Source organism: Bacillus sp. LR_5 (assembly GCF_042709275.1).
The window spans coordinates 35,517-51,849 of sequence record NZ_JAVAXX010000003.1 but is presented as its reverse complement, the minus strand read 5'-3'; the positions used below and the strand labels follow the sequence as shown (position 1 = coordinate 51,849).

The following is a 16,333-nucleotide window of genomic DNA, read 5'->3' as shown; positions in this document are numbered from 1 at the left end:
CCTCTCTTATTTGAAAGTTTTCCAAAACATATCTTTAGGAGCCCCCGTGTCTGAAAGCACTTTTTTCTGCACGGTTTGAGCTGATGGTTCTGTTAAAACGGGCTGACGATGCAATTCCGGCAGAGGCAAAGGTTTTCTTCTGATTGGACGCCCAGCCGAGTCTTTCCAAGCTTCTACAATCAGATGGACATTCGTTCCGCCATCGGCAAAGCAATTGATTGCCGCAGCTGGCGTTGTTTCGCTCCACTCGGTTTGCGATTTACAAAAATACAAATCTGTCTCTTCTATATCAAAATACGGCATGTTTTCGTCACCTGACAGGAATGGAACCAATTGTCTATGTTTCAGCATTAAAGCAACTTTAATCAGGCTCGCTATTCCTTCAGCACATAAAGGGTGGCCGATGTTAGGTTTCACTGATCCAAGCCCTAATGGCGCCTTTGAGCCAGAGCGGTAAATGGCTTGAATCGCCTTCAGTTCAAGTAAGTCTGTTACTGCTGATCCCGAACCATTCGCTTCGAGATAACTGATCTCTTCAGGCTTTTTGCCGCTTTTTTCAAGCGCTGTCTGCATGACATCCTTTTGCGCCTCGAGATTCGGTGAAGATGGGCCTGCCGTTCTTCCGTCATTGTTAATAGCAGCGGCTTTAATGACTGCGTATATGGAATCTCCGTCTTCGAGTGCTTGGCTGACGGTTTTGACGAGAACCATACCCACGCCTTCTCCTAAAATGACACCGTCTGCCCGCTTATCAAAAATATGGAATGACGGTTTGTCACATAAAAGTCCGCGCTCCTGAAACATTTGATGCGCATCAGCATCAAGCAAACTGACGCCGCCCACAACCGCTGCCTCAATATCTCCGCTTCGGAGAGCCTGAATGGCCATATTCAGCCCGACCAGCGCAGAGGAACAAGCGGTATCCAAGACAATACTTGGGCCCCTTAAGTCAAAAAATTGTGAAATGTTAGCTGCTAAATAGTTTTGTCCGCCAGCCACAATCGGATTTCTTGCTTTTGAAAGACTGGACGGATCAGGCTTGTGCTGGCTGCGGCCTCCTATATAAACACCAGCCCTCATGCCTTTCACTTCTTTCTCTGTATAACCGGCGTGATACCACAGTTTCAGGCTTTCCTCCAATACAGCCAAAGCTTGAGGATCCATCGCTCTGACATCGTTCTCGGACATCATGAAGAAATCATGATCAAATCGATTCATTTCATCAATGAGACCCGCGTAATTCGAGCTGGAATGCCCGAATCGTTCAGGCGGTACAGGTTTAATCGCAGACCGTCCATCACGTATTAAATCCCAGTATGCCTCAAGCGTTTCCGCTTCAGGGAACCTGCAAGTAAGACCGATGATGGCGATATCTTCTGTAAGGCCCGCCGTTTTTACATGACTTATCTGTTGCGGCTGCTGTTCTGGCAGTGGCGTCTGTTTCATTGCTGGTTGTGCCTTGACAGGTGTCTGTTTCTCAGGAACAGATCGATGCAAAATAGCTGATACATCATATTTCGATATGAGCCAGTTTGCAAAGGATTCTATTGTCGGATATTCAAACAAAATCGACGGATCAATATCTCCATTTAATGTTTGATTCATCTGCTGTACCAGCTGAGCCAATATAATCGAGTCGATTCCGTATTCTTGGAAAGGCTCATCCGTTTCAAAATCTTCAGCTGCTATCTTCAATTCATCTGAAAATAGAGTTACAAGCCAGTCGACTGTTTCAAGGAAAAGGTTTTGAGTGTCAGCTTGCTTTTTCGTCTCAGGATGTGAGAGAGCTTCAACAGGCCGTGACGGCTGTATAAGCTTGTCCGGCTTACATACATTTGTATCTTGGATTACCGGCAGCACGACAGCATGCTGTGTATCGGATAGAATCTGATCCAGCAGCTGTAATCCCTCATCGTTTCTCAAGCTTACCAATCCCGTTTGTTCTAAAGCTTTGCTGCGAACCTCACCTAAACCGGTTTCCTTCCAGTTAGGCCACTGAATGCTGACAATTGGACATTCATCTCTATGCGCCTCTGCAAAATAATCCATAAATGCATTCGCCATCGCGTAATCAGCTTGTCCGGCTGCAAGAATAGGAATGGCCGCTGATACTGATGAAAACAAGGCAACAAACGCCAACGGTTCACCTTTGAGCAGATCAAACAACGTTTGCAGGCCTTCGACTTTTGGTTCAAGCACCTGTTCGATCTCTTCTAGTGATTTTCTGATAAATGCCGGATTATGTTTGTTCACCTTCCCGGCACAATGGATGACTCCGCCAATCGGCCCCATTGTTTCGTGTATGGTCTTCAGGCTCTGTGCGACAGCAAATGAATCGGCCAGGTCCAGAGACAGCACTTGAACATCCGCACCCATGGCTTCTAGCTCTTGAATCGCATTTATTTTCTCAGCAATCGAGGCACTTTTTACTGAATTCCACTGGTCACGCAGCGGCAGCTCTTCACGGCCGATGAGCACCAGGTGCTTAACACCGTATGTTTTCACAAAATGCCGCGCACACAACGAACCGAGACCTCTTGTCCCGCCTGTAATGAGCAGGACTTTTTCTGCTGAAAAGGATACTTGCTTCTGATAAAGGCCGGCAGCGTCTGCTGGCTGCTCTGCCAAATATGCGCGATAACGCTTGCCGTCTCGATAACAGACTTCTGATTCTGTGCTATTGGCATAAAACTCGTCTGCAATCTGTTTGGCCAGCTCCTCATGAGAGGCTGCGAAATCCATATCTGCGTGTCTTGATGTAAGGTGGCTGTACTCGCTTTGAAGCATGCGATATAAACCGGCCCGTGAAGCACCAGACAAATGAACAGCTTTATTTTCGAAAGACTCCAGCCCTTTCGTTACACCCAAGATCGTCAAACGATACTTACTTGTACGTCCTTGCTCGATCAGCTTTTGGAGCCAGTTTATCCAGCTTATCGACTGCTCATGGCTCGTACCGCACCCGATCAGATCGATTGCTCCAGAGATATGTTCAAAGCCTGCAGCAGATACATGACCGAGCTCTTGACTGTCAAATATACGGTAATTCGAGAAATACTTCGAAAGCTCTGCCGCTAATGCCGTTGTCTCCTCGTTTGCTAAAATGGCAACGGTTTGATTCGTACGTTCTACTGATTCAATCGGACAATGCTGCCACTGTTTGCGCAGAAAGCAGTGCTTAGTAATCGGTTCGGAGTAAGGCTGTGCTGAACCACTGTTTTCGGGCTTGTCTTCTTGATGTGGCAGCCAGTAATACTCTTTTGCAAACGGATAAGCAGGCAGACTGATTCGGCGAGGCATGTGAGCTCCATAAAGTCCGTTCCAATCGATCTGCAGCCCTTTCACCCATAATTCCGCTACTTTCTCCAGCCTTTTCTTCTCTATCCATGTTTGCAGCAATGCTTTGGCATCATGATCTGTTTCAAATAGCTTGATTTCACTTTTCTTCGCTTTCACGTGAGCGGCAAATATGCTGTTGTTTGGCACATCCGCTAAATAATCACCTAAAGCTTTGATAACCGCTTCTTTCGAATCCGCCAAAAACGCCATCCGATAATCCATCGCTTCCCGGCCGGTTTGTAGCGTATATGCCATATCCTCCAAATCAATTTCTTCTATTGAATTTGCGTAATCTTTCATTACTTTTGCATAGGCCTTCAATTGCTGCTCTTTTTTCGCTGAGAGTACAAATAATGTTGAATGATGCTGCTTTGTTAATTGATCATTCCTCTGTTCAGGCTGATATTCTTCTATCACGATGTGGGCATTCGTCCCGCTATATCCGAAAGAGCTGACACAGGCTCTCCTCGGTTTTCCATCGGCCGATTCCCAAGGCTTAAGCTCCGTGTTTACATATAAAGGAGAATGCTCAAATTGAAAATGCTCATTCGGTGTCGTGAAGTTCAATGTCGGCACCAGGGTTTTGTGGTTCATACACAATAACACTTTTTGAACACTAGCTACTCCGGCCGCCGCGGATGTATGGCCAATGTTACTTTTGACTGAGCCGATTGCACAAAACTGTTTTTTGTCTGTTTTTTCTTGAAATACGGTGGACAAAGCCTCTAATTCAATTGGATCCCCTTGTTTCGTTCCGGTACCATGCATTTCTACATAACTGATACTCTCAGGATCTATGCCATATGTTTCATATATATCTCTTTCCAGATCCATTTGGCTTTTCGCACTCGGTGCCGTGATTCCGTTTGTTTTCCCGTCCTGATTAATACCTGAGCCAATGATGATGCCATAAATATGGTCACGGTCTGCTTCTGCATCTTTCAGCCTTTTCAGAACCAGCGCACCCGCACCCTCGCCGGGCACAAAACCATTCGCACCATTATCAAATGCTTTACATTGTCCATCAGGTGAAAGCATGCCGGCCTCACACATACTGATGTAAGATTCCGGCGTCAGGTATAAGCTGACACCGCCAACCAGCGCCATATCAATTTCTTTGTTTATGAGTGCCTGTCGCGCTAAATGTGTGCCGACCAAAGAAGATGAGCATGCGGTGTCAATAGGAATAGCAGGCCCTTTTAAATTAAGAAAATACGGAATACGCGCCGCGGCGATCGCAAAGCTGTTCCCGGTGGCGTTTGCTCTTGCCTGCCGATTCAGCATGACCCCATACTCATTGCTCATAATGCCAAGATAAACGCCGCATCTTTTCTCATTTAATGTTCGGGCGTTATATCCAGCGTCCTCAAAGGCTTTATAGCCTTCCTGCAAAAATATTCGGTGCTGCGGATCCATCAGTTCAGCTTCTGACGGCGGGATATTAAAAAACAACGGATCAAAATGTTCAATATCATCAAGCATCCCCATTGATTTGCAATAGACTTTCCCTTTTTTGTTCAAGGCAGGATCATAGTACTGATCAACATCCCACCGTGATGTTGGAATGTCCCGAATGGCATTTCTCGCATGAACCAGGTTATCCCAATACTCTCTTACATTACTTGCGCCCGGGTACCTTCCCGACATCCCGACAATGGCTATCGCATCCTCCCGGTGATCTTGATGAATAGGGGCAGGTTTCTTCTCATGTTCTTTCTTTATTGGATATTGAACAGACTGAAGCGGACGCTCTGACGGCTCTGCCTTAGGCAGTGCCGCCGGCTGTTTAACAGCTTCAGAGGGATCATTCTGTTCTGTCAATTCTTGTTTTCTATCGAGATGAGTTCCAAGCTCAGACTTTAGCATCTCGGCAAAATCGTGTATCGTTGGATAATCATACACTTTGGTGACTGAAAAGGACGTGCCATACTGCTTATTCACAGCTTTTATCCATTCGAGCCCGGTAATCGAGTCCATTCCGATATCAATGAATGCTTCGTCAATATCCACCTCATGCGGCTCCATGAATAACACGTCTGCTATGCTTTCCCTCAATTCTTCATTCAGCGTTTCAATTGCCCCAGTATTTTGGCTTGATGCGGATATTTGAGCTGCTGCATATTGAATAGTTGCTGCAGGTTCTTCCTGCAACGGTTGATGATGCTCTAACGGCTGCAGGGAGATATTGTCCGGTTTAGCAGCAGGTGCTGCTGTTTTCTGTTTCATCGGTGCGTACGTCCCCGTTTGCTTCGGGGCTTCGCTTTCTTCTGTTTTCTCTCTGGCTTGTGCGCTTAACTCATGTGCTAAGTAAACAGCGAAATCACGTGTTGTCGGATAATCATAAACCTTGGTGACATTTAGTGATGTCCCATACTGTTTATTTATTGCTTTTATCCATTCGAGTCCTGTAATCGAATCCATTCCGATGTCTATGAATGCGTCGTCTGGGTCAACCTCGTTTTGTTCCATGTACAGCACTTCCGCTAAGCTCGCCGTTAGTGCATCGCACAATTCTTCCGCCGAGATCGTCCCTGATTCTGTATCTGATGGAACCAGAGATGCTGTACGCTGCAAACGATCCTGATTGGCCATTAAAGGCTGTAACGTGATATTGGCAGGCTTGCCGCTGGCTTCTCTCACTATAGACGGCTTTTGTATGACCGGCTGTACCTCAGCAGCTGGGTCCACCGTTCTTTTTTCCTCAGCCTTTGTTGCATTAACTTCTATCCAATAGCGATCTCTTGCAAAAGGATAGGCAGGTAGACTGATGCGCCGCGGTTTCTGATCCTGATAAAGCGTGTCCCAGTCGATACGCAAGCCTCTTACCCAAAGGTCTAAAACCTTCGCGTACTTTCCTTTTTTCATCCATGCCTCGATTGTTTTTGACATATCTTCATCAGCGGCAAAAGCGGCAATGGATTCTTTGTTGCGTTTCACTTGTCCTCGATAGACAGATTCACGATCTTCTGTTCCTGAGACACATTCATTCAACTTTTCTTCAAGCTCCTGCATCGTTTCCACAACGAACGCCAGGCGATCATTCATCGCTTCACGCCCGACTTGCAGCGTATAGGCGATTCGGTGCAAATCAACTTCATCATATCGTTGTTCACGAATGGCATGCAGCAATCGTTCCGCCCGTTTCTGAAGTTTTTCCTCATTTTTTGCTGAGAGCACAATGACAGCTGGCTGTTTCCCTGCTAGGGAACGTTCCTGCCCAGATTCCGGAACATACTCTTCTATTAAAATATGGGCGTTAACTCCCCCAGCGCCAAATGAAGAGATGCCTGCGATTCTCGGATATTCGATGTCTTTACCATTGACAGAAATGATGGGCCTCTTCCATTCTTCTAGCTCTTGCTGTACTTTAAACGGTGAGTTATGGAAATCAATATTCGGGTTCAACACGTTTGAATGTAGGGAAGGCGCGAGCTGCCTGTTTTTCATTTGGAGCAATACCTTCGTTAATCCTGCGATACCTGCTGCACTCTCACAGTGCCCGATATTTGATTTGGCTGAGCCTATTGCACAAAATTGTTTGTCTTTCGTTTGTTGCGTAAACACTTTGGACAGCCCTGTCATTTCAATAGGATCTCCGAGAGACGTTCCCGTGCCGTGCGCTTCGATATAACTGACTGCCCGCGGGTCAACCTTTGCTTCCACAAATGCCTTTTTGATCACATCTGCTTGGGCGTTCGGGTTGGGAACTGAGTAACCGTTTGTTTTTCCTCCGTGGTTAATGGCTGTCCCCTTAATGATTCCATATATGTGATCGCCATCTTCAACGGCTTTAGACAATGGCTTAAGAAGAACTGCTCCAACACCTTCACCCGGCACATAGCCGTCTCCACCCTCTCCGAAGCTTTCACATCGGCCTTTGCTGGACATAAATTTGTTCTGCCCAAGCATCAAATACTTATTGGGGTGGATTGAAACATTCACGCCGCCCGCGAATGCCGCCTCACACTCTCCGCGCTGCAAGCTTTGGCAGGCCAAATGAATAGCAGTTAAGGAAGAAGAACACATGGTATCCAAAGCAATACTCGGCCCATGAAAATCAAAATAATAAGATACCCGGTTCGCGATGGATGATGGATTCCCTGTTAACGCCAGAGACCTGCCGCGCACCTGCTCTTGCGCTCCGTACAGCTGGTATTCTTCGTACATGACCCCGACGTACACCCCGACGCTTCCGCCAAGCTCCGAATTACGCTTACGGCCAAGATGCTCCCTTGTATATCCTGCGTCTTCCATCGTTTCATACACACACTGCAAAAATAAACGCTCTTGAGGGTCCATTAATTTTGCTTCACGGGGCGAAATATGGAAAAACTGCGGATCAAACTTGTCTACATCCTTCATGAAGCCGCCCCACTTGCTGTAGGTTTTTCCAGGCTTGTCCTTATCTTCATCATAATAGAGACTATGATCCCAGCGATCTTCAGGAATTTCCGTAATACAGTCTCGTCCGTCCCTCAGGTTTTCCCACAATTCATAGATGTTGTCTGCCTGAGGATAGCGCCCTGAGATACCAATGATTGCAATTTCCTCTGTTTCCTTTTTTCTCGGCTGCTTCTGCCCTTTTTCTTGCAAAGGAAAGAATCCGGACTTTCTTGGGGCAACAGAGATTTCTCTCCTTTCAGGCTCTGAATCTGTTTTTCTATTCTCCGCAGCAGAAGGTTTGTCTGTTTCAATTTTCAAGATGTCCAGCAGCTTTTCTCGGTGGGAATCAGTAAAATACCGGGTTAATGACCGGATATCCTGGTACTCAAAGAACAATGTCTTAGACAAAGATCCAAATACTTTTTCTAATTGACCCGTTACATGCATGATCATAATAGAATCGATCCCGTAATCCTCGAGAGGAGCTTCAGCATCAATCTGGCCGGCCGGCAGCTTGATAACCGAAGAAAGCACTTGTTTCACATAATTCTCAGCTTTTTCTCTCAATGTCTCTTCATCGACTCCCAGGACAATGTCCGCTCTTTCCGTATTCTGATTGACATTTCTATTCTTCATATTGTGAGATGGGTCTTGACCATGTCCCGTTTCATATAAGAATGCACGTATCCGATTGGCAACACCGGAAGCCACTAATACTTGCGGCTTTCCTAACACCCAGCTATGATATAGCGCCTGAATCCCTCGCCTTGTTTCCATGGCTACCATGCCTGTTTCTTTTGTCAGCATCCTCGCAGTTTCAGCATCAATACGCATGCCCCCGTCTTTCCACAGCGGCCAGCATACCGAAAGTGTTTTTCCGTAACGTTTGTCCAGCGCTGCTTGACCATTTCGATATTCGCTGAATGCATTCATAAATGCATTCGCCATTGCATAATCAGCCTGTCCCGCACTTCCCACTGCTCCTGCACCTGAAGAAAAAAGGATAAAGAAATCAAGCGGAATATCTTTCGTTGCTTCATCAAGATGAATCAGACCGGCTACTTTTGGAGCGAGCACGGTTTGAACTTCTTCTTTCTTTTTCTTAATAATGAAATTATCTTTTATCATACCGGCGCTATGAATGATGCCGTCCAGGCCGCCGTAAGTGTTTTGGATCTCTATTATTAAGGCATCAACAGCTTGTTTCTCTGTCAGATCCGCCTGTCTGTAAACCGCTCGGACGCCAAGTTTCTGCAGCTCTTGAAGCATCACCTGCTTCCTTTCATCGAGAGGAGAGCGACCAGTCAGGATCATAACAGCATCATTCGTTTGGTTTGCGATTTCATTTGCAAAGATGAAGCCAAGGCCGCCTGCACCGCCTGTCATCAGATAAACCCCTTTATCTTTCCATGGCATGTCAGCACTTAGGTGCTCACCAGACGTTTCTTTCCATTTGCTTACAATACGTTTTCCTTGCCAGTAGCGGATATGTGTGTCAAGAGGACAGCGTCTGTTTTCTTCCAATATTTCGTATAGGCCACTAGCAGATATCCCGGTATCTAATTCAATCAGCTGTCCCGTCAGTTTGGGATTTTCCAGTTCAGCCGTTTTGAGCAGTCCGGTTAAGCCGCTTAATAGCTGCGGCTCGTTCAACGCAGGCACCGCCACTTGAATGAATGTATGTCCCCCGGTTTTCGAGTGCAGCAGCTGTTTGATTTCTTCAAATAATTGTACGGCGTATGCTTCAAACCTTTCATCAATTGCCGCTGTATGATGATGCAGGACTATACAGTCAAGATCGTTTCGGATGTTTTCCATTTGTTCTCCAAAATCACAGATAACGACTTTATGTGTCTCGTACGCTATAAACTCTTTCTTCTCGTCAGGAGCATTTTCTTCCCAAACGTGTTCAAACAGCAGCGTGTCAATTGTCTCAGAAGGATTTTCTGTATCTGTTTCTAGCACTCTTGCAGAATAGCCCTTCATCTGCACGCAAACCTGCCCCTCTTCATTGCACAAATCGATATCAAGCTTCTGCATGCGATCCCCAGCTCCACTGCCCTCGCTGTATGTGATCCGCGCCCACATAGACGCCTCACAGCCTTTGAAGATTTGGACATCCTGCAATGCAAAAGGCAGCATGGCCTTTCTGTCTGCTAAACGCGTATCGTTTCCCAGCCTCAAACCGATAGATGCTTGAAATGCCGAATCTATCATGCTTGGATGCAGGACATAATGGTCTTCCGTGTCGGTGATCACAGGAGGCATCGTCAATTTCGCGAGAACTCCGTTTTTGCCGATATATATGCTGTCAATCGCTCTGTGGCTGTCACCATAATGAATGCCCATTTCTGCATAAGCCTCGTAGCAATCAGAAGGTGACAGAATCCGCTCATTATCATTTGCCTTCAGTTCTTCAATGTTGATTACCCGAGGTTCATCAGCCTCACAAAGCACTGCGACCCCTTGTCCATATACAACCGGCGCCTTCTCTGTGCTTTCAGGCTCTTGGCAGATTTCGAATGCAATCTCACCATTGTCCTCAGGATATAAACGTATGTGTATGTCTGCTTGCTGTTCTGTGACGGCAAACGGCCGAACCCAGACGATATTCCGGAGCCGGAATCCTGTCGGGAACTGATCTGCAGCTGCCTTTTCCACAGCCGCCCGTACCATTTCCAATAAAGCTGCACCGGGTAAAACCCGCTCGCCATTAATGACATGGTCCTTTAAGAAAAATTCATGTCCGGTGAACGCTGACCGAAAGCGGACTCCCGACATGTCGGACACATTTTGATGCAGAAGAGGATGTAGGATGTGTCCTTCCTGCTTAGAACGATTAGTCGCCGCCTCAGCTTTTGGCACCCAATAACGCACTTTCTCAAAAGGGTATGTCGGCAAGCTGATCCGTTTTGGTTTCTTTTCCTCATAAAGAAGCTTCCAGTCAACCGCAGATCCGTTCGCCCACTGCTCCGCAATCTGATCGAGTTTTCTTTGCTCCAGCAATTTATGTACCGTTTCGGCAGAAAGCGATAAATCGCTTCCTCTTGATATTCGGCTCATCCAGCAATGCTGAATGGATTCGTGCCCTTCTGCAAAAGCCTTCAATTGACCTGATAATTCTTGAATTCCGGCTGATACAAAAGCAACCCGCTCTTCCATAGGTTCACGACCTACCTGCAATGTATAAGCCAAATCTCTAATCTGAATCCCGTCGTGAAGAAACTCCAAGAGACGTTTTGCATATACACGAAGACGTTCTTGATTACGGGCAGAAAGCGGGATAACCGCCGGCATGTCAGAATCTGACGGCAATGGCAATGAAACGTCCTGCTCCGATGTTTGAGGAATGTATTCCTCAAGGATAATATGTGCGTTTGAACCGGTTGCCCCGAAGGAACTAATACCCGCCCGGCGCGGATAAAGGATGTCTTCCTCTTTCTCCTTGATAACAGGCTGTTTCCACGTTTCTGTTTCATGTTGTACATAAAATGGAGACTTTTCAAAATCCACGTACGGATTCAGTTCTTCTGAATGTAAAGAAGGCACGAGTGTTTGATGGTGAAGCTGAAGGGCAACCTTACTTAAACCGCTGATACCCGCGGCGGATTCAGCATGCCCGATGTTCGATTTAACAGAACCGATTGAACAGAACTGCCGATCCTGTGTATATTGGCGGAATGCTTTCATCAACCCCTGTAATTCGATCGGATCTCCTAAGGACGTACCGGTTCCGTGTGCTTCTACATAACTGATCGTCCGCGGGTCAATTCCCGTTTTCTCTAAGCATGCCTCAATCAGATCAGCTTGAGAAACTGGACTCGGCACTGAAATGCCGCTTACAGTGCCCACATGATTCACAGCACTTCCTTTAATCACTGCATAAATGCGATCTCCATCTTTCTCTGCCTGGTGCAATGGCTTTAATAAAACCGCACCGATTCCTTCAGCCGGCACATAACCGTCTCCATCCTTGCCAAATGTACGGCAGTGTCCGTCAGTGGAAAACATATCCCAGACCCCGTATGTCATATATTTATTAGGATGCAGGGACAGGTTCACTCCGCCTGCTAACGCGACATCACACTCACCGTGGCGAATGCTTTCCAACGCTAGATGTACAGCAGTCAGAGATGAGGAGCATACCGTATCGACCGCCATGCTCGGGCCGTGGAAATTACAAAAGTAAGATACACGGTTGGCGATTTGCGCATAGTTGAGCGAGAGAGGAAACACATTTTCCGCTGATGCTTCTTCAGCGCCGACTAATGTATAATCCTTATGCATGACGCCTGCAAAAACGCCTACATGCTGCCTTTTGTTCCGTCCTTTAGGCTTGGCCAAAGTCTTCGGCGTGTAGCCTGCATCCTCAATCGTTTCCCAGCAGGTTTCTAAAAACAGTCGCTCCTGAGGGTCCATGGTCTCTGCTTCTCTCGGCGTGATTCTGAAAAATTGAGGATCGAAGCAGTCTGGATCATCAATAAATCCGCCCCATTTGGAAATGTCCTTACCCGAAGGAGATGTGATTCCTTCAAGGCGCCGCCAATCCCAGCGCGACTCTGGAATCTCGCTAATGCAATCCTTGCCCTCTTTCAGATTGTTCCAAAATTCATGAATATTGTTTGCCTTCGGATACCTGCCCGCCAAGCCGATAATCGCAATGTCGCCTGCTGTCTCAGAAGGTGCAATATGAGAAAAGTCAGCAGGTCCGCTTGTCTTTCGGCCTTCGGCAGCCTTGTCGCCGATTATGCTATCGGAGACGTGCTCTCTTTCATTTTGATCAAGGGAACCAGCGGCACAAAAATGCTCAGCATATTCCTCGGCAAGAAACGCTGACAATTCGGCAATGGTGGTATGCTCAAACAAGAGAGTCGGCGAAAGGCTCTCACCGATCTTGTCACTGATGGTTTCTACCACTTCAAGCAAGCCTGATGAATTCAGTCCCATTTGGTAATAGCCGACCTGCTTTTCAATCTGTTCGATCGGCTTATTTATTTTGCCTGCAATTAATTGGCTTACGAACTGTTCAGCCTCGCCATAGGACCCCATACTGCCGGATGAAGATACGGTGTCAGCAGCTTGAGTATGCTCGACTGTGCCCTTTCCCGTCTCTTGTTTCTCCTCTACATCCTGTTGCTTTCCGCTAATCAGCTCTGCTTCCCGCACTAGTTTGCTTGTGAAGTTTTTCAGTTCAGCCACTTTTTCTCCCGAAGCGTTGAAAAATTCAAGTGTTACATAAATCAGCTCTTTTTCCTGCCGGACGGAGGAGCGCTTAATTCTCGTCATGCAATGTGTCTGCAAAAGTGCTGAAGCGGAAAAGGATTCATAGAACAGAGGCAAATACAGCCTCTGTTCTCCTTTAAGCAAAGATGTGAGCAAATTGTTGGCACCCACCCCGCTCCCGTCTATGAGAGTCGGATGAAACATAAAGCCTTCTGCGTGATGCATGGCTTCAGAACCGAGAGAAAGATCAAGAAGGACGCCGTTTTCGTCTTCATAAATGTGACCGCTGGCTTTCATATATTCGCTGTGCACTAACTCCTGACGTCTGCATTGTTCATATACATCATCAAGCTGAATAACGTTTTGCGCAGCTGCTTTAATCTGATTAAGATCCAGTGTTTCTTCAAATACAGCCGGGGAGTGGGCGTGCATGTCAGCCTTCATATAGACCTTTTCTTCTGAAGCTTTATTCCCGCCACGTTTTTCAAAGCCTTTAGCTGTGATTTGCCACTTTCCTTCTTTTTTCTCCGTACACTGGACATCGAGAACGATCACCGCATTCTGTTCCACAATCAGCGGCTGATAGATGGATAAATTCCGCAGCTGAAGCTCTGAGCAGGCGTAGCCGTGTTCTCTGAATATCTGGTAGATCATATCAATATAGGCTAATCCCGGCAGGACATTTTGTCCGTAAACCACATGGTGATAAATAAACGGATTTTTTAACGATAATGTGAGTTGTTTCGTTATATTTTTCACGTTAGACCTCCACCTCATAAGTATCCCATATGTTTGCCGCATCCACTTTTAAGGTCTCCGCTATCGGCTTTGACTCGCCGGGCGAAAACGCCCGTTTCTTTAATGGCGGAGGCGATATTGGACTGCGCTTGCTGGCGCGTTTTTCATCTTCTTCCCACGCCTCTACGATGACATGAGCATTCGTCCCCCCATCGGCAAAACAGTTGATGGCCGCCGCAGGCCGCGAATCTGTCCATTTTTCCAGCGTTCGGGCAAACGTAATATTCGCTTTCCGTTGATCGAAATGCGCCATCTCTTTTTCACCTGATAAAAATGGGACAAAGCGGCGCTCTTTCAGCATCAGTACAACTTTAATAAAGCTGGCGATCCCTTCAGCACATAGCGGATGCCCGATGTTCGGCTTGATGGAGCCGAGAGAAAGAGGCGATGAGTGATCGGAACGGTACACCGATTGGATCGCTTTCAGTTCAAGCAGATCGGTTACCATTGAACCTGACCCGTTTGCTTCAAGATAGCTGATGTCCTCTGGTTTTTTTCCGCTTTTGACAAGCGCGTCTTTCATGACTTCCTTTTGCGCTTCCAGATTAGGCGTGGCCGGGCCTGCCGTTCTTCCGTCGTTATTGACCGAGGCTGCTTTCACGACAGCATATATGGTATCTCCGTCTTCCAGCGCCTGTTTTACTGTTTTTAACATGGCCATTCCGACGCCTTCACCCAACACAACTCCATCGGCACGCTCATCAAACACATGGAAGGATGAAAGTTTGCTTAAAATGCCACGTCGGTCGAATAGTCTGTGAGAGGCATCTGAGCTCAGCAAGCTGACACCGCCGACTAAGGCAGATTGAATATCACCGCTACGCAGAGCTTGAATGGCCATATTCATGCCGACCAAAGCTGACGAACAGGCTGTATCTACTACAACACTCGGGCCGCGGACATCAAAAAACTGTGAAATATTAGCCGCTAAATAATTTTGGCCGACTGTCACGATCGGATTCTTAGCATGATGAAGACTCTCTTCATCAGGTTTGTGCTGGCTTCTGCCTCCAATATAAACGCCGACTGGCTTCCCCTTTATTTCCTCAGGTGTATATCCGGCGTGATACAAGAGCTTCAGACACTCTTCCAATACGAGTAATGCTTGCGGGTCCATCGCCCTTACGTCTTCTTCATGAAGCAGAAAGAAATCAGAGTCAAAATGGCTGACGTCATCAATCATGCCGGCATAATATGGCGTTTTACAGCCCCAGCGCTCTGCCGGAACCGGAGCGATTGATGAACGTCCCTCAGATAATAACGACCAATAGGTTTCTAGCGTATCTGCTCCCGGAAAGCGGCAAGACAGCCCGACAACAGCAATATCTTCTGCATGAGGGCCCGGTGAAAGAGTCGTCGGCGCTTGTATCTGGGCGGCAGGAGCACGCTCCTTCGCATGGGCAGATACGCCTGCTTCCATTTTGTTCTCCAAAGTTGCTGATGTACCCGATATCCCGCCTCCGAATAGAGCAGACAGCGTTTCGGAATAAGAGCCGATCAGCCAATCTGCGAATCTTTGAATTGTCGGGTATTCATATAGAATAGATGGATCGAGCGCTGCTTCTAATTTGCGGTTTATACGCTGAAGCACCTGTGCCAAAATGATCGAATCCACCCCATAATCTTGAAATAATCCGTCAATCTCAAAGTCTTCACGATCAATTCTCAGCTCTTCGGAAAACAAATCAACAAGCCAGGACTGTGTTTCAGATAATAGCCCCTCACTTTTGGAAATTGCATCGATCCCTTCGTTATCTTTGGCCAGCGGGCTCTGCAAAGTCGATTCCCGCAAACCATCCTCATGCCGTTTCCTCCGCTTCATCAGTAGCTCCGGCTCCCAATTTGTTTGATTCGCCACCGCAGGGAGAACAACCGGTTCGAGCGTTTTTGATAAGATTTGATCTAGAAAACGTAAGCCCTCTGAATTCGTAATGCTCAGCAAGCCGCTTTCTCGATATGCATCATTTGTCACTTCGCCCATACCGGTTTCTTTCCAATTCGGCCACTGAACACTGATGATCGGCGCATTTTTTCGATGTGCTTCAGCAAAATAATCCATATAGCTATTGGCCATAGCGTAGTCAGCTTGTCCCGCCGAAAGCTGCGGAATAATGGCTGAAACAGAAGAAAATAATACAAAAAACTGTAATGGCTCGTTACACACGTGGCGATATAGCGTTGTCAGCCCAGCAACTTTAGGCTCCAGCACCCGCTGAATATCATCAGAAGTTTTTCGGATAAACGCCAGAGTATTCATATCCGTCAGACCTGCACAATGAATGACACCGCCAATCGGTCCTAATGTTCGCTTGATATGTTGCAGCGTTTGCTCAACATGAGCATCATCAGATAGCGTAAGCGACAGCATTTGCACTTGCACACCCTGCGCTTCCAGCTCCCGCACTGCCTGAATTTTCTCTGCCGCGGATGTGTTTGATGTCTCAAAACGAGCCCACTCCTCTCGCGGTGGAAGCTGCTCTCGTCCGGTCAGCACCAGCTTTTTCACTCCATAGTGCTCCGCAAAATGCCGGGCGCATAATAGTCCGATGCCTCGTGTCCCGCCTGTAATAATAAGCACATGATCTTTAGG

The 16,333-nt window shown here is 47.0% G+C and carries 2 protein-coding genes (1 of these 2 running past the window's edge); both read right to left on the bottom strand.

Going from position 1 to position 16,333, the window contains the following annotated elements:
- Window positions 1–6: 6 nt before the first annotated feature.
- Window positions 7–13,722, bottom strand: coding sequence for a type I polyketide synthase (locus RAC86_RS01770; RefSeq protein WP_072566302.1), 13,716 nt, complete (start codon window positions 13,720–13,722; stop codon window positions 7–9).
- On the bottom strand, window positions 13,706–16,333 hold the end of the coding sequence (locus RAC86_RS01765) for a non-ribosomal peptide synthetase (RefSeq protein WP_072566301.1). Its footprint extends 12,516 nt past the window's final position; the window shows 2,628 of its 15,144 coding nt (coding positions 12,517–15,144); the start codon falls outside the window, past its right edge; its stop codon occupies window positions 13,706–13,708. Before RAC86_RS01765 ends, RAC86_RS01770 begins: the two co-directional genes overlap by 17 nt.